Origin of the sequence: Lentzea alba (assembly GCF_047445655.1) — a bacterium.
In the GTDB taxonomy this organism is placed as follows: domain Bacteria; phylum Actinomycetota; class Actinomycetes; order Mycobacteriales; family Pseudonocardiaceae; genus Lentzea; species Lentzea alba_A.
Window position 1 is genome coordinate 278,701 of sequence record NZ_JAJAEG010000009.1, and the last position, 15,711, is coordinate 294,411.

11 protein-coding genes are annotated in these 15,711 nt (G+C 68.4%); 6 read left to right on the forward strand and 5 right to left on the reverse strand.

The features are described 5' to 3' along the window. The first annotated feature begins 1 nt into the window (after window position 1). Window positions 2–2,353 (forward strand): KGGVGR-motif variant AAA ATPase, encoded by a 2,352-nt coding sequence (locus tag LFM09_RS17380; RefSeq protein ID WP_414097488.1) that lies wholly within the window; start codon window positions 2–4, stop codon window positions 2,351–2,353. On the opposite strand, the gene LFM09_RS17385 is transcribed toward LFM09_RS17380, so the two are convergent. Beyond that, window positions 2,326–3,528: an FAD-binding protein gene (locus LFM09_RS17385; protein ID WP_414097489.1), complete on the reverse strand. Its 1,203-nt coding sequence runs from the start codon at window positions 3,526–3,528 to the stop codon at window positions 2,326–2,328. The genes LFM09_RS17380 and LFM09_RS17385 overlap by 28 nt on opposite strands. Before the next feature lie 78 nt (window positions 3,529–3,606). Between LFM09_RS17385 and LFM09_RS17390 the strand changes: the two genes are divergently transcribed. Together LFM09_RS17390 and LFM09_RS17395 are read left to right on the forward strand one after the other, a co-directional pair. Further along, the gene (locus LFM09_RS17390) at window positions 3,607–4,602 is read left to right on the forward strand and encodes a methyltransferase (protein ID WP_414097490.1); all 996 of its coding nucleotides are present in this window, start codon (window positions 3,607–3,609) and stop codon (window positions 4,600–4,602) included. Window positions 4,603–4,637: 35 nt separating this feature from the next. After that, complete coding sequence (locus tag LFM09_RS17395) at window positions 4,638–5,972, forward strand: glycosyl hydrolase family protein (protein WP_414097491.1); 1,335 nt, start codon at window positions 4,638–4,640, stop codon at window positions 5,970–5,972. Here the strand turns inward: LFM09_RS17395 and LFM09_RS17400 are convergent. After that, entirely contained in the window at window positions 5,962–6,744 is a 783-nt protein-coding gene (locus LFM09_RS17400; RefSeq protein ID WP_414097492.1) for a siderophore-interacting protein, read from the reverse strand. The two genes, LFM09_RS17395 and LFM09_RS17400, sit on opposite strands and share 11 nt — an antisense overlap. Next, complete coding sequence (locus LFM09_RS17405; protein WP_414097493.1) at window positions 6,741–8,999, reverse strand: ATP-binding cassette domain-containing protein; 2,259 nt, start codon at window positions 8,997–8,999, stop codon at window positions 6,741–6,743. The genes LFM09_RS17400 and LFM09_RS17405 overlap by 4 nt, the downstream gene beginning before the upstream one ends. A gap of 77 nt (window positions 9,000–9,076) precedes the next feature. Between LFM09_RS17405 and LFM09_RS17410 the strand changes: the two genes are divergently transcribed. The 3 genes from LFM09_RS17410 (at window position 9,077) to LFM09_RS17420 (ending at window position 11,917) form a co-directional block, all read left to right on the forward strand. After that, window positions 9,077–9,856, forward strand: coding sequence for a TetR/AcrR family transcriptional regulator (locus tag LFM09_RS17410; protein WP_414097494.1), 780 nt, complete (start codon window positions 9,077–9,079; stop codon window positions 9,854–9,856). A 46-nt stretch (window positions 9,857–9,902) separates the two neighbouring features. Next, window positions 9,903–10,295 carry a hypothetical protein gene (locus LFM09_RS17415; RefSeq protein WP_414097495.1) on the forward strand — a complete coding sequence of 131 codons (393 nt, stop codon included), beginning with the start codon at window positions 9,903–9,905 and terminating at the stop codon, window positions 10,293–10,295. A 74-nt stretch (window positions 10,296–10,369) separates the two neighbouring features. Next, entirely contained in the window at window positions 10,370–11,917 is a 1,548-nt protein-coding gene (locus LFM09_RS17420) for a PQQ-binding-like beta-propeller repeat protein (protein ID WP_414097496.1), read from the forward strand. Here the strand turns inward: LFM09_RS17420 and LFM09_RS17425 are convergent. Together LFM09_RS17425 and LFM09_RS17430 are read right to left on the reverse strand one after the other, a co-directional pair. Next, complete coding sequence (locus LFM09_RS17425) at window positions 11,897–14,506, reverse strand: BTAD domain-containing putative transcriptional regulator (protein ID WP_414097497.1); 2,610 nt, start codon at window positions 14,504–14,506, stop codon at window positions 11,897–11,899. The two genes, LFM09_RS17420 and LFM09_RS17425, sit on opposite strands and share 21 nt — an antisense overlap. Window positions 14,507–14,603: 97 nt before the next feature. Next, entirely contained in the window at window positions 14,604–15,680 is a 1,077-nt protein-coding gene (locus tag LFM09_RS17430; protein ID WP_414097498.1) for an epoxide hydrolase family protein, read from the reverse strand. Window positions 15,681–15,711: the final 31 nt, after the last annotated feature.

Genomic DNA, 15,711 nt, shown 5'->3' on the forward strand with positions numbered 1-15,711 from the left:
CGTGATCGTCACCTTCTACTCCTACAAGGGCGGCGTTGGCCGTTCGTTCTGCCTCGCCAACGTCGCGGTCCAGCTCGCCCGCTGGGGCAACCGCGTGCTGTGCGTCGACTTCGACCTCGACGCACCCGGTCTGCACGAGTACTTCCGGCCGTTCCTCAACCAAGCGATCGACGGTGGCTTGGCAGAAGTGATCACCGGGGAAGCGGAGTGGACCGACGTCGTGGTGTCTCCTGCCGTGCCGGAGACCACTGACCTGCATCTGCTTGCTGCCGGCCGCATGGACGAGAGCTACGCGGATCGCGCGCAAGCGTTGTCGTGGCCGGATCTCTTCGCCGAGCACGACCTGGGCTGGCGGTTCGAGAAGATGCGCGAGGAGTGGGAGGAGTACTTCGACTTCGTGCTGATCGACAGCCGGACGGGCGTGACCGACATCGGCGGCATCTGCACGGCCCAGCTGCCGGACGTCCTGGTCCTGTGCGTCGCGCCGAACCGGCAGAACCTCGTCGGCACACTGGATGTGGCCAAGCGGGCGGCGGCTGCCCGCGATCGGCTGCCTTATGACCGGGCGGGCCTCCTCTACCTGCCTGTGCTGTCGCGCTTCGACGGCCGGGAGGAGTACGAACGGGCTCGGACGTGGCGGACCACAATGGCGGAGCAACTCGCCCCGCTCTACACGAGCTGGCTGCCGACCGACCAGAACGACGATCAGCTGGAGCTGGGACTGGTAGAGCGCACCACCGTGCCCTACCTGCCGTATTGGAGCTTCGGTGAAGAGATCGCCGTGGTGGGCGAACGCAGTGGCAACCCCGAGACGGTCTCCTACTTCATGGACAACATCGCGGCGTTGCTTGCACATGGACTGTCGGATGCGGATGTTCTGGTCAGCAACCGCGATACGTATGTGTCCGCGGCGCGCGAGGGCGGTCAGCGCACTGCTGGGTCGGGATTCCGCTACGACGTGCTCGTGCACGGCACCTCCGCGCGTGCCGAGCAGCTCACCGACGGGCTAAAGGCGTTGGGTGTGCAGACGATGCACGGCCGGTCGGCTGAGCTGAGCGTTGCCAGGCACTTCGTCATCGTTGATCCGCCTGCGCGTATTTCGGCCGGTGTTCAGGAGATTCTCGACGAGGTCCAACTCGACCCCACCCGGATTGTGATCGTCGTGGCCGCGTCCAGAACCGACGTGCTTCGCGCGCTGGCGTCGGTACCGAGAGTCCACGCCTCGGATGACATCGCGTCGATGGCGGTGGACGTGGTGCGCATGCTGCCTGCCGAGGCCGCAGGATCGCACTGGGAGTCGGTGCTGGTCAGAGCCTCATCGTGGCTGCGGCACCTGGGTCATTATCGTGGTGCGTACGAGTTGGCTGATCGCGCGACCACGACGGTGGAATCGCCCCTCGCTTCGGTGCTGCAGCTCGCACGGCTGGCTGTGGACCTCGGGCGGTTCGACCAAGCCGAGAACGACCTGCAGCGAGTTCTCGGTCACGTGTCACCAGACTCACGGCCGGCCTATCACGCGCATCGGCTGCTCGGCGAGATCTACACCAACAAAGACGATCTTGTACTCGCGGCACGCCACTTCGAAGTGGCGCTGAAGGGAAGCACCACCGATGTGGAGCGCGCATTGGTGTACCGAGCGCTTGGGTACATCGAAAGGCGCAACACGAACTACGAGCTTGCCTCTGACCACATGATCAAGGCACTCCGGTTCAGTGAAGGAAACGACGAGCTTGCGGCCGTGCTCACGTTCGAGCTGGGAGCGATGAAGGCCGATCAGGGCCAGGTGGAGCAAGCGGACTTCTTGCTGCGGACCACCGTCGAGATGGCAGCGCTACCGGCCGATTACAGGGTCGCCGCGCTGCGCCTGCTCGCTTACCTGGCGGCCGACAACTCGCAAGATGACAGTGCGGTGGACTTTCTGCGGCGTGCTCGCGATGAAGCGACCGAGCCGCAGGACCGCGTCGACATCTCGATCGAGCTCGCTCGGGTGCAGCAAGTCGCTCACGGAGCGGACACCGCATACCAGGAGCTTGCGAGATTCCTGCCGTCGCTCGCCTCGGACGACCATGCGGGCAAGGCCAGGCTGTGGGAGGCGATGGGGAACCTGCGGCTCGATGATCAATCCCGAGATCTCGCGCTGGAGGCGTTCGCTGAGGCGCACCGGATGTCTCTCCGCGCTGGTGATCGCGCAGGCGAGGTGCGCGCACTGATCGGACTCGCGGAGGCTCACCGGATCCACAACCCCGGCGAATCCCGCGCCAATCGAGAAGAAGCGCGCCGATTGCTGACCCGGTTGAGCGGGCCGGAGGCCGACCTGCTGCGGCGTCAGCTCGACGCCGTCGACCCCAGGTAGCGGGTCAGGAAGTCGTTGCGGAACACGCCCTTCGGGTCGTGTTCCCGAAGCAAAGCCCGGAAAGCCTCCCACTGCGGATACCGAGCGGCGAGCAACGTGGGCGGCACCGTGAAGAGCTTGCCCCAGTGCGGCCGCGGCGCGATGGCCTCCTCCAGCCGAGGCAGCAAGGCAAGCACCGCAGGACTGTTCGGCACCCAAGTGAAGTGGATCGCCAGGCTGTCGCGGTCATAGGCAGGGCTGAGCCACTGCGGCTCGGCCGCAACAGTGCGGATCTCACAAGCCTGCACCAACGGGGAGATGACCGTGGACATCTCCGCCAACGCCCGCAACGCAGTCACCGCGCGGGTGCGGGGGACGAAGTACTCGGTCTGCAGTTCCTCGCCCACGGACGGGGTGAACTCGGCGCGGAAGTGGGGGAGACGCTCGTGCCAAGGACCGGGCACACCGCCCTGCACTGTGCAGCGGGAGGGCGGCTGGCCGACCACGGGGTGCCGAGGGCCGTCCGCCTCACGCCCCGGGAAGGGGAACGGCGGGTCGCCCACGCGGTGCTTCACCCACAGGGTTGCGCCGCCCTGCCAGTCGACGAACGCGCTCACGCTGTAGGCGCCGTCGAAGATCTGTTCCAGTGAGCCGAGCAGGGTGGTCCAGGCGACGTCCTCGTAGACGGTTTGCGCCACCTGGAACGTCGGCACCGCGTCGAGGGTCACCGACACGACGACGCCCAGACCGCCCAGTGACACGGGGGCGCCTGCTGAGGTCAGTTCGACCAGAGAGCCGTCGGCGCGCATGACCTCAACGCAACGGACGGCACCGGCCAGGGATTGGGAGCCGGAGCCGTGGGTGGCGGTGGCGATCGCGCCGGCGATGGTGATGTGCGGGAGTGACGGGAGGGTGTGCAGGGCCAGGCCCGCGGACTCCAGGAGCACCGAGAGGGTGGCGAGCGTGGTGCCGGCGCTGACACGGACGGTTGTGCCGGAGACCTCGAAGATCTGGGGCATGGCGGCCAGGGACACGAGGGTGCCTGCGGTGTCGGCGATCGGGCTGAACGAGTGGCCTGAGCCGACCACGTGGACGGCGGTCGCGTCGCGGACGACCAGGCGCAGGTCGTCCTCGGTCGCGGGGGTTGCCACCTCGGCCGCGGTGAACGTGACGTTGCCCGCCCAGTTGGTCCTCATGTGGACACGGTAAGCGTCGCGGGACACGAACTAGTGGACCCTATTGCTTCAGTGTTGACCGAAATGCAGTTGTCAGGCGTGGCAGGGTTGATCTACGTGACCGATGACGTGCAGACGCTTCGACAGATGGCCGGACTGGTGACCCCGATGGCGTTGCGGGTGGCGGTGACTTTCGGGTTGCCGGACCGCTTGCGCACCGACGCGCCGGCCGCAAAGGTCGCGGCCGAGCTCGACATCGACGCAGGCGCCTTGGAGCTGCTGCTCGGGCACCTCGTCACGCTGAACGTCGTCGAACGCACCAAGAGCGGCTATCGCACCACCGAGTTCGGCGCGAATCTCTGCGAAGACGCCGGCAACGGGCTGCACAACCTGCTGCACCACGACACCGCCGCCGGGCGCGCTGATCTGGCGTTCGTCGACCTGGCGCACAGCGTGAAGACCGGCGAGCCCGCCTACCCGCTGCGCTACGGGCAGGACTTCTGGACCGATCTGAAACAACTGCCGCACCTGCGTGAGGCGTTCGACCGGCAGATGACCTGGCGGGTCCGGCAGCGGGTGCCGAAGTTCGTCGCGGCGGTCGACTGGTCGCGGTTCGGGACGATCGTCGACCTCGGAGGCGGGCCCGGTGACCTGCTCGCCGCCGTGCTCGCCGCGCATCCGGACACCCGCGGGCATCTCGTCGATCTTGAGGTCGACGCGGCCCGGCAGAACTTGAGCGGCTTCGGAGACCGCGCGAAGGCGACCGCGGGCAGCTTCTTCGATCCACTGCCCAAAGGTGATGCCTACCTGCTGTTCGACGTCCTGCACGACTGGGACGACGTCGAGGCCGGGCGCATCCTGGCCCGTTGTGCTGAGGCGATGCCGACCAGCGGGCGGCTGGTCGTCGTCGAAGCCATCCGAGGTGTGAGTGCGGCGACTGAGATGGACCTGGTCATGCTGGTGCACTTCGGCGGGCGCGAGCGCAGCGTCGAAGAGCTGGAGAAGCTGGCAAAACCGCATGGTCTCCAGCTTGCGGGAGTAACCGAAGTTGCGGGTGACCATTCGGTGCTCGAATTCCGCAAACATCCGATCTAAGGTAGGGCCTGCCGCCACCCGACGAAGGGACTCCCATGCGTGGAGCAGTGGTCGTAGCGGCCCTGTTGGTCATGTGCGGCAGTGCACCAGCCCAGGCGGCGCCGGCGGTGAGCGTGCAGGTGGACCCGGCGAGCAAGAGCCAGGTCGGCAAGGACTTCGCCGGCTTCAGTTACGAGAAGGACCGGGTCGGCGCGCGGATGTTCAACGCGCGCAACGCCGACCTGGTCCGGCTCTTCCGGCTACTCGGGCCCAGCCTGCTGCGGATCGGCGGCAACCTCGTGGACATGACCACCTGGAACCCGGCCGGCACCGGTGGCAAGGCGACCGAGGTCGCGCCGCAGGACATCCAGGAGCTGTCGCTGTTCGCGAAGGCCACCGGGTGGAAGGTCATCTACGGCATCAACCTCAAGACGAACACGCCGGAGGCCGCCGCGGACGAGGCGGCGGTCGCCGCGCGGATCCTCGGCAAGGACCTGGTGGCGTTCGAGATCGGCAACGAGCCGAACGTCTACGTCAAGACGTGGCCCGAGTACGAGGCGCTGTTCACCAAGTACGCCGACGCGATCAGGGCGAAGGTGCCGGGAGCGCAGTTCGACGGGCCCGGCCAGGCGAACAGCAGCTCGTGGGCGGACGACTTCGCCCGCACGCAGAAGGACCGGGGCGCGAGCATCGTGTCCACGCACGTGTACATCGCGAAGAACACCGAGGCCGACATCACGAAGATGCTGGCGTCCAACTCCTCCGGCCGCCTGCCGAACATCTCGGCCGCGATGGAGAAGGCGATGCTGAACCACAAGATCCCGCAGTGGCGCGTCACCGAGGCGAACAACTACTTCCACGGTGGCAAGGACGGCGTCAGCAACGTGCAGGCGGCGGCGTTGTGGTCGCTCGACTACATGTCGGGCGTCGCGGCGCGGCAGGGTTCGGGCATCAACTTCCACGGCGGCACGTCGACGCAGTTCCCGTTGCACTACTCGCCGATCCGCTACGACGGGCTCAAACCCGTTGGTGTGCAGGCGGTTTACTACGGTGAGCTGCTGTGGAAGCTGGCGGGAACCGGCGCCTACCACGCGGCCAAGGTCACCGGCGCGGAGGACGTCACGGCGTGGGGGATCGGCAACAACGCGTTCGTCAACAACAAGACCGCCGGTGCGGTGACCGCGACGATCACGTTGCCCAAGAACGCCCGCAACGCCAGCGTCTACGTGCTGACGGCGCCCGCGCTGGACTCCAAGGAGATCACCATCGGCGGCTCGAAGGTGGAGAAGAACGCGAAGTTCACGCCGAAGCCCAAGCACGTGCGCGTGACCGGCACGAAGACCACGGTCGACGTGCCGGCCCACAGCGCGGTCCTGGTGGTCACTCGCTGAGCGCGGCGATCCGTTCCTGGGCCTCGGCGAGGTCGTCGGTGGTGGGGGCGTCGTCCTGGGTCAGGGCGCGCCTCCAGTAACCGGCGAACTCGATGTCCTTTTTGGACACGCCGAGCCCGACGAAGTGTCTCCGCAGCGCGCGCACCGCGGAGGCTTCGCCGCCCAGCCACACCCAGGCGGAAGGCGGCACGTCGGCGGTGGTCACCACCGAGACCAGGTCCTCCCCGGCGCTGCGGTGCACCCACCGCACGCCGGGGATGTCCTGTTCCTCCAACGGATCCGCGACCTCGACGAACGCCAGCCACTCCTGCGAACCGGGCAGCAGCTCCAGCAGTGAGGCGATCGCGGGCAACGCCGTCTCGTCGCCCGCGAACACCAGCAGGTCCGCGGTGCCGAGTGGCCGGGCGTAGTCGGGGGAGGGCCCGAACCGTCCGATCACGTCGCCCGGCTGAGCGGAAGCGGCCCACGCGGAGGCAGGGCCGCTGTCACCGTGCAGCACGAAGTCCACGGTCAGCACACCATCGACCAACGCGCGCACGGTGAAGCTGCGCATCCACGGCCGTTCGGCTTCGGGGATCGCGAGATAGGCCTGGTACCAGCTGCCGACGTCCTCCGAAGACGACACCTCCGCGGATCCGCCGGGCTTGGGGAACAACAGCTTCAGCTGCTGGTCCGGCCAGTTCCCGACCTCGGTGAGCCCGTCTCCGGTGAACGTCATCCGCACCATGCGCGGGGTCAGGGGCAGCACCTCGCGCACTGTCAGCAGGCTCATGACAGGTACTCCTTCAGGTGCTGGGCGGTGAGCGTGCCGGAAGAGGCGACGAGGTCACCTGGCGTGCCGGAGAAGACGACCTGGCCGCCGTCGTGGCCTGCGCCGGGACCCATGTCGACGATCCAGTCCGCGTGCGCCATCACGGCCAGGTGGTGCTCGATCACGATCACCGTGTTGCCGGAGTCGATGAGCTGGTCGAGGAGGCCCAGGAGCTGGTCGACGTCCGCGAGGTGCAGGCCGGAGGTGGGTTCGTCCAGCACGTACGTCGCGGCCTTCTCGGCCATGTGGATGGCGAGCTTGAGGCGTTGCCTCTCGCCGCCGGACAACGTCGTGAGTGGCTGGCCCAGTGACAGGTACGAGAGGCCCACGTCGTGCAGGCGGCTGAGGACCGTGCGGGCCTGGCCGGAGGGGAAGAACTCGCGCGCCTCGGCCACGGACATGCCGAGCACCTCGCTGATGTTCTTGCCCCGCAACGTGTAGCGCAGCACCTCGGGGGTGAACCGCTTGCCCTCGCACTTCTCGCACACGGTCGCGACGCCGGCCATCATCGCCAGGTCGGTGTAGACGAGGCCGATGCCCTTGCAGTGCGTGCAGGCGCCTTCGGAGTTCGCGCTGAACAACGCCGCCTTCACGCCGTTGGCCTTGGCGAACGCGGTCCGCACCGAGTCGAGCAGTCCGGTGTAGGTGGCGGGGTTGGAGCGGCGCGACCCGCGAATCGCCGACTGGTCGACCGTCACGACGCCCGGCCGCTTGCGCAGCGAGCCGTGGATCAACGAGCTCTTGCCGGAGCCCGCCACGCCGGTGACCACGGTCAGCACTCCCGTCGGGATGTCGACCGAGACGTCCTTCAGGTTGTTGGTCCGGGCGCCGCTGATCGTGAGAAAACCCTTGGGGGAGCGGAACTCCGGCCGCAACTTGGCGCGGTGGTCGAGGTGCCGCCCGGTCAGCGTGCCCGAGGTCCGCAGCCCGGCCACGTCGCCGGAGTAGCAGAGGTGGCCGCCGTTCACGCCGGCGCCGGGGCCGAGGTCGACGACGTGGTCGGCGATCTCGATGGTCTCCGGCTTGTGCTCGACGACCAGGACGGTGTTGCCCTTGTCGCGCAGGCGGAGCAGCAGGTTGTTCATCCGCTGGATGTCGTGCGGGTGCAGGCCGACGGTCGGCTCGTCGAACACGTAGGTGATGTCGGTCAGCGAGGAACCCAGGTGCCGCACCATCTTCACGCGCTGCGACTCGCCGCCGGACAGCGTGCCGGACTCGCGGTCGAGCGAGAGGTAGCCGAGGCCGATCTCGACCAGCGAGTCCAGCGTCTCCCTGAGCGTCGCCAGCAGCGGTGCCACCGACGGTTCGTCGAGCGAGCGCACGAACTCCGCGAGGTCGCTGATCTGCATGGCGCAGCAGTCGGCGATGTTGACGCCGCGGATCTTCGAGTTGAGTGCCGCCTCGTTGAGCCGGGCGCCGTGGCAGTCCCCGCACGCCGCGAACGTCATCGTGCGGTCGACGAACGCTCTGATGTGCGGCTGCATCGACTCGCGGTCCTTGGACAGGATCGTCCGCTGCAGCTTCGGGATCAGGCCGTCGTACGTGACGTTGGTGCCACCGACGTTGAGCTTCGTCGTCGGCTTGTAGAGGAAGTCCTGCAGTTGCTGGTCGGTGAACTCCGCGATCGGCTTGTCCGCGGGGTAGAGGCCGGAGTTCGCGAGCACCTGCCAGTACCAGGTGCCGACGCCGTAGTTCGGGGCGTCGATCGCGCCGTCGTTCAACGACTTCGAGCGGTCGACGATCGCGTCCACGTCGATCGTCGTGACCTTGCCCAGGCCCTCGCACGTCGGGCACATGCCCTCGGGCAGGTTGAAGCTGAACGCGCCGGAGGTGCCGACGTACGGCTCACCGAGGCGGCTGAACACGATCCGGAGCATGGTGTGCGCGTCGGTCGCGGTGCCGACGGTGGAACGGGAGTTGGCGCCCATCCGCTCCTGGTCGACGATGATCGCCGCGCTCAGGTTGGTCAGCGAGTCGACGTCCGGACGGCCGATCGACGGCATGAACGACTGCAGGAACGCGGTGTAGGTCTCGTTGATCATGCGCTGCGACTCGGCCGCGATCGTGCCGAAGACCAGCGAGGACTTGCCGGAGCCGGACACGCCGGTGAAGACGGTCAGGCGGCGCTTGGGGACGTCGAGCGACACGTCCGCGAGGTTGTTCTCCCTGGCCCCGCGGACCTGGATCACGTCATGGCTGTCTGCGACAGCGTTCACAGCTGTTCCCCCGTTGATTCTTTATAGCGTAAAGTATCGACCGGCAAGGCTACTTTACGCTGTAAGGAGTTGCAACCGTGGTCGTCTACGCAGGTCAGGGCGACCCGCGCCGTTCGATCGAGCTGCTCTGGCGCGGTTCTGGTGCTTCGGATGTACGCCCAGGCCCGAAGCCCGGCTTGAGCGTGGACTCCATCGTCGACGCCGCCATCGCGGTCGCCGACGAGCAGGGCATGGCGTTCTCGATGCGCGCGGTGGGGGAGCGGCTGGGACGCACGGCGATGGCGCTCTACACGTACGTGCCCGGCAAGAACGAGCTGGTCGACCTCATGTACGACCGCACGATGGCCGAGCTGCCGGCGTCGTACTCGCTGGAGGACGGCTGGCGCCCCGCCGTGACGCGGTGGGCGCACGACATGTGGGAGTTCTACGGCCGCCACCCGTGGGTGCTGCAGGTGTCGCAGGCCCGCCCGGTCCTGGGGCCGCACGAGTTCGCCGTGATCGAGTCGCTGGCCGCGATCCTGGTGACCACCGGTCTGCCCGGCCGTGAACTGCGCGGCATCGTCGGTGCCATCAACTACTTCGTGCGCGGCGCCGCCCAGACGGTCGTCGAGGCCCGTGCCGCCGGTGGCGCGACCGGCGAGGCGGACGAGGAGTGGTGGTACGCGCGGTCCGCCGTGCTGCTGGAGATCGAGCCGGACCTCGAGAAGAAGTTCCCGATGCTGCACCTGCTGGAGAACGACCGCGAGCCCGTCGACCCCGAGTTGCCGTACCTGGAGAACGACGCCCTGGAGAACTTCCAAGGCGGCCTGCGAGTGCTGCTGGACGGCGTGGAAGCGGCCACTGTGGCAAAACCGTGACAAAGTCCGGACCTCCGGCGCACATCCGGCCGGTGAGATCGTGGCCATGGTGCCCAGAGCGATCGGAGTGCTGCTCGCCGTCGCGTTCGTGGTGCTGACCGCGCCGAGCACCGCGGCCAAGACGTCGGTGCGGGAGTACCGGCCCGCGGTGACGCGGATGGACTACGTGGCCGGGGACCTCGTGGGTTCGGTGCACTCGCCTCGCACGCTCGTCGGGTCGCGTCCGCTGGTGGTCGTCGAGCCACGCGGGGCGGACCTGCTGGGGCCGGTGTTGGCGCGGCAGGGTTTCGTGGTCGTGGTGGCGCGCCAGGGCTCGCCTGAGAGGCATTTGGAGCTGTGGCGTCAGGTCGATGCGCGCCGGGGGCCGCTGGCGGAGCGGTTCTGCGGGTTCGCGGGTCATCTGGACCTGCCGGACACGGCGCATCAACCGATCGGTTAAGCCTCTTCGAGACTTTGGGTGGTCGCGGCACCCTTCCGCCACTGCCAGGGTTGGTGGTGGAAGGGGGAAATTCCATGCTCAAGACCACAGCGCTGCTGTCCGCAGCGCTAGTAGTGCTGACCACCTCACCCGCCGGCGCCCACGCCTCCGGTGACTGGGCCGGGTGGCAGAAGGACCTCAACGGATCCCGCCACAACGCGGCCGAGTGGCGGATCAACGCGGGCAACGCCGGCAAGCTCAAGCTGAAGTGGGCCTTCGCCTACCCGAAGGGCGACGTCAACCACGTCCGCAGCCAGCCGGCCGTGGTCGGGGACACCATCTACTTCGGCAGCCCCGACGGCAAGTTCCACGCCCGCAACGCTCGCACCGGCGCACAGAAGTGGGAGTTCGCGCTCCCGGCGGCCAACCGGCCCGCGTACAACTCGGACGGGCCGACGGTCGCGAACGGCAAGGTGTTCTTCGGCGACAGCGCGGGCCGGTTGTTCGCGCTCGACCAGCGGACCGGCCAGAAGCGCTGGCAGGTCCAGATGGACGACACCATCGCCTCGATGACCACCAGCTCGCCGATCGTCCACAACGGACTCGTGTACGTCGGTACGTCCAGCAGTGAGAACGTGCTGCCGCGTGACTACCCGTGCTGCACGTTCCGCGGCCACATCGACGCCTACGACATCGACACCGGTGCGCTGGTCTGGCGTCACTACACGGTGCCGGAACCCGTCGAGGTCGGCACGTGGCCCAACGGCGCCAAGCGGTTCGAGCCGTCGGGCGTCGGGGTGTGGAGCTCGCCGGTGATCGACCGCAGGACCGGCACGCTCTACGTCGGCACCGGGCAGAACTACACCGGCAAGGGTGGCGAGTTCGACTCGCTGCTCGCGCTCAACGCCCGCACCGGCGCGGTGAAGTGGACCAACCAGGTCACCGACGCCGACACGTGGCGCTGGGCCTGCAACGAACCGGATCCCGAGGGGTACTGCCCCGGGCTGAAGGACGGCACCAACCTCGACTACGACATCGGTGCGACCCCGAACCTGTTCGAGGTCAACGGCAGGCAGCTCGTCGGCGTCGGGCAGAAGTCCGGGGTGTACCACGTGTTCGACGCCAGGACGGGCCAGGTCGTGTGGCGTCGGCAGCTGGGCGTTCCGTTGCCCAGCGGTGGTATCTCGGGCATCCAGTGGGGATCGAGCTACGACGGCAAACGGCTCTACATCGCTACCTACTACGCCGATCCCGGCAAGCTGTTCGCGGTGGATCCGGGCACTGGACAAGTCCTCTGGGAGACCCCGGCACCCGCCGACGGTTGCTCCACCGGTGGCGCGGCCGGGCAGCCCGGTTGTGCTCCGGCGCACGGGGTTCCGGTGTCCAGCACGCCCGGTGTGGTGTGGCTGGGCGCGGCTGACGGCAAGTTCCGGGCCTACAGCGCCAAGACCGGCAAGATCCTGTGGACGCACGACACCATCCAGGACGTCACAGCGGTCAACGGACTGACCGGGCGCGGCGGCATGATGGCCGGACCTGGCACAGGTGCGGTGGTGTCCGACGGCGTGGTCTACGTGCAGTCCGGTTACTACTCGGACTACGTGAATCCGCACGGGCACGTGCTACTGGCGTTCGGGCTTTAGCTTCAGGCGGATGTGGTCGGCTGGGAGGCCGGCCTCGACGTGCAGCTCGATCGACCGAAGCCAAGCGGCAGAAGCGAGCTCGGCGTCACCCGCGGCCGCGTGGGTGTCGCCGAGCTCGTCGTAGGCGGCGGCTTCGAGCTGACGGTCGCCGCCCAGCCGGAAACCGTTGCAGGCCTCGGTGAACGCCTCGGCGGCGCGCTCGTAGTCGCCCAGCCCGAAGTAGCCGGTGCCCAGGTTGTCCCACGTCTCGGCCTGGCCCAGGACGTGGTCCATGGCCCGCCACATCGGCATCACGCGCTCGGCGTACTCGATTGCCAGCGCGTACTCGCCGATCTTCCCGTAGCCCCAGGCCAACCCGGTCAACGCGTTGATCTGGCCGTACTCGTCGCCGCACGACTCGAACAACGCCAGCCCGCGCTTGGTGTACTCGATCGCCTCGGGGATCTTGTCGTCCGGGCACAGCATCGCGATGTTCAGCAGCACCTGGGCCTGGCCCGCCGGGTTGCCCTCGTGGGCGTCCAGCGCCCGGTGCAGTGCGGCCGTGGCCTCGTCGAGCCTGCCCATCCGGCCGAAGCCGCGGCCCAGGTTGATCAACGTGCGGGCGAGCCCGTCGCGGTCGTCGAGCTGTTCGAGCGCGGCGACGGCGAGTTGTTGTGACGTCAGCAGATCTCGGTGCAGCGCCTGCCGGTCGAGGATGTCCGCCAGTGACCAGCCCATCAGCCACGTGTGGGTCGGGGTTCCGTGCGGCATCGCGGCCATCAACGTCGGATGCTCCGCCATCAACCACGCGGATGCCTCCTCGTGCGTGGTGATCGGCGGGATCACGACACCTGCCAGAGGTTCTGGTGCGGCCGGGCGGTGACGGGTCGGCGTGTAGACCAGACCTGCCTCGACCCCGGTCAGCGCGAGGTGGTCGAACAGCCGGTGCAGCGCCTCGTCCCGTTCGTCGTCGTGCGCAAGTTCCGCGGCGTAGTCGCGCAGCAGGTCGTGGCACGTGAAGCGGCCCGGTACGGACTCGTCGAGCAGGTTGGCTCTCGCCAGTTCGGTCAGCAGGGACGAAGTCGCCTCCAGCGGGAGCCCGGCCAGGGACGCGGCACCCGCCAGGCTGATGTCCGATCCCGGCATCAGGCCCAGCATCCGGAACAACCGCAGCGCCGCCGGGCTCAGTGCCCGGCAGGAGTGGGAGAACACGGACCTGAGGTCCGCGGTGACGTCATCGTCGTCGGCGAACGCGTCCAGGTCCGCCAGCTCGTCGGCCAGCGCCGCCAGCGGGAACTCCGGCTGGGTCGCCGCACGCGCCCCGGCCACCGCGAGCGCCAGCGGCAGGCGGGCACAGCGGCGCACGACGGTGTCCAGCGCGTCCGGCTCGGCCTGGGCGCGCTCGTGACCGACCCGGCTGGCGAACAGCTCGCGGGCGTCGTCGGGCGGCAGCAGGCCGAGCGGGAGGGAAAACGCTTTCCTGGCGGGTCGGAGAGCGGTCCGGCTGGTGATCACGACGTGCGTGTGCGTCCCGCGCGGCAGCAGCGGTTCGACCTGGTCCGCGTCGGTGGCGTTGTCGAGCACCATCAGCACCCGCTTGTCCGCCAACGTGTCCCGCAGCAGCTCGGACTGCCCGGCCAGGTCGTGCGGCACCTTCGCCCGAGGCACGTCCAACGCCGACAGGAACCGCAGCAGCGCGTCGCCGGGGCTCACCGCCGCGCCGCTCGGCCCGAACCCGTGCAGGTTCACGTAGAGCTGCCCGTCCGGGAACCGTTCCGCCGCCCGGTGCGCCCAGTGCACGGCGAGCGAGGTCTTGCCGACCCCGCCGGTGCCGGTGATCACCACAACGCCGTTCGGGGCCTGGTCCAGCTCCGCGAGCTCCAGCGCCCGGCCGGTGAACGGCTTGGGCGGCGCGGGCAGCTGCCGCGGCGCCGACGCGGCCTGCAGACGCCGGTGCAGCGCCGTCAGCTGCCGGGACGGTTCGGCACCCAGTTCGGTGGCCAGCCCCTCACGTACGACCTCGAAGTGCTGCAACGCTTCCGCCGCACGCCCGCTGCCGTGCAGGGCCTCGATCAACTGGCCGGCGATCCGTTCGTCCAACGGGCGTTGTGCGACCAGCGCTCGCAAGTCGGGCACCAGCGCCGCGTGCTCGCCGGAACGCAGCAGCGCGTCGGTGTGGTCCATGCGTGCGGCCAGCAGCTCGCCGGCGAAGTCCGCACGCGCCTGGCGCGCCCACGGGGTGTCCAGTGTGGACAGGAGCTCTTCTTGGGCCAGCGCAAGCGCTTCCGCGGTCCGGCCGGTCCGCACCAGGTGCCGGAACAGGTGCAGGTCGACCTCCACCGGGTCGACGCGGATCACGTAGCCGGCGCCGTCGCGTTCGAGCAGGCCGGGCAACGTCTGCCGCAACCGGGTCAGCCACGTCTGCACCATCGCGCGTGCGCGGGTCGGCGGCGCGTCCCCGAGCACGCGTTCGACGAGGTCATCGGCGCTGACGGTGTGGCCGGCCTCGACGAGCAGGACACCGAGCACGGCGGCGAGCCGCGTCGGGCCGAACTCGACCGCGCGGCCGTCAACCCACGCCGAGACGCCGCCGAAGACCGTGAACCGCACAGAGATCACCGTAGTGGTACCTGCCTGAGCTCGGTGATCACATCGGCCGCCGCATGACCGCGTCCGGTGCGGAGCGCCGCCGGCCAGGCCGCCACCTTCACAAGAGAAACGCCTCTCGCAGTTCCTGAACCATCAGCTCCGGCACCTCCAACGCGGCGAAGTGCCCGCCCTGTTGCATCTCGGTCCACCGCACGATGTTGTGGTTGCGCTCGGCCATTCGCCGGATCGGCACACCACCGTCGTGCGGGAACACCGCCACCGAGGTCGGCGTCGGCGACACGGGTTCGAGCTCGCCCCACGTCTCGTCGCCCTCCTGGTAGTACCGCGCCGACGAGCCCGCGGTCCGGGTGAACCAGAAGATCGACACGTTGAGCAGCAACGCGTCCAGCGGTACCCCGACCTCGGGGTCGCTCCACACGTGGAACGCCCACTCGATCCACTCCAGCTGCGCGACCGGCGAGTCGGTGAGAGCGTAGGCGACCGACTGGGGCCGCGTGCTCTGCATGACCATGTACCCGGACTGCTCGAAGTCGTACTTGTACGCTTTCTCCGCGGACCTCCGTTCGGCCTCGACGGTCATGTCCGCCGTCTCCTGTGTGACGCCGGCGGAGAAGATCTGGTTGACGTGGATGGCTTCTACCTCGTCCAGCATCCCGAGCTGACGGGTGAGCATGGCGCCGTAGTCGTAACCGTGCGCGAAGTACGTCTCGTAGCCGAGCTGCTTCATCAGCTGGGAGAACATGCGTGCGACCCGCGGGATCGTCCAGCCCAGTTCCTTCGTGGGTCCGGAGAACCCGAAGCCGGGCACCGACGGGATCACCAGGTGGAAGTCGTGGCTCAGCGGTTCGATCATCTCCTCGAACGCGAAGCCGGTGGCCGGCCAGCCGTGGGTGAGCAGCAGCGGTCGCGCGTTCTCGTTGGGGCTCTTGACGTGGATGAAGTGCAGCTGGGTGCCGTCGATCTCGGCGACGAACTGCGGGATCTTGTTGAGCCGCCGCTCCTGCTCGCGCCAGTCGAAGTCACGCCAGGCGCGGACGAGCTCCTGCAGGTGGTCCTTCGGCGTGCCCTGGGCCCAGGACGCGCCCTTGGGTGAGTCCGGCCAGCGGGTCTGGTCGAGGCGGCGGTGCAGGTCGTCGATGTCGGACTGCGGGATGTTGATCTCGAACGGCTTCATGCTCATGACGCTATGACCACTGTAGGACAGA

Excerpts from the sequence above, each read along its gene's own strand:
- LFM09_RS17400 (WP_414097492.1), bottom strand. The coding sequence starts at position 6,744 with ATGAGCCTGCTGACAGTGCGCGAGGTGCTGCCCCTGACCCCGCGCATG.
- LFM09_RS17420 (WP_414097496.1), top strand. The coding sequence starts at position 10,370 with ATGCTCAAGACCACAGCGCTGCTGTCCGCAGCGCTAGTAGTGCTGACC.
- LFM09_RS17385 (WP_414097489.1), bottom strand. The coding sequence starts at position 3,528 with ATGAGGACCAACTGGGCGGGCAACGTCACGTTCACCGCGGCCGAGGTG.
- LFM09_RS17415 (WP_414097495.1), top strand. The coding sequence starts at position 9,903 with ATGGTGCCCAGAGCGATCGGAGTGCTGCTCGCCGTCGCGTTCGTGGTG.
- LFM09_RS17395 (WP_414097491.1), top strand. The coding sequence starts at position 4,638 with ATGCGTGGAGCAGTGGTCGTAGCGGCCCTGTTGGTCATGTGCGGCAGT.
- LFM09_RS17430 (WP_414097498.1), bottom strand. The coding sequence starts at position 15,680 with ATGAAGCCGTTCGAGATCAACATCCCGCAGTCCGACATCGACGACCTG.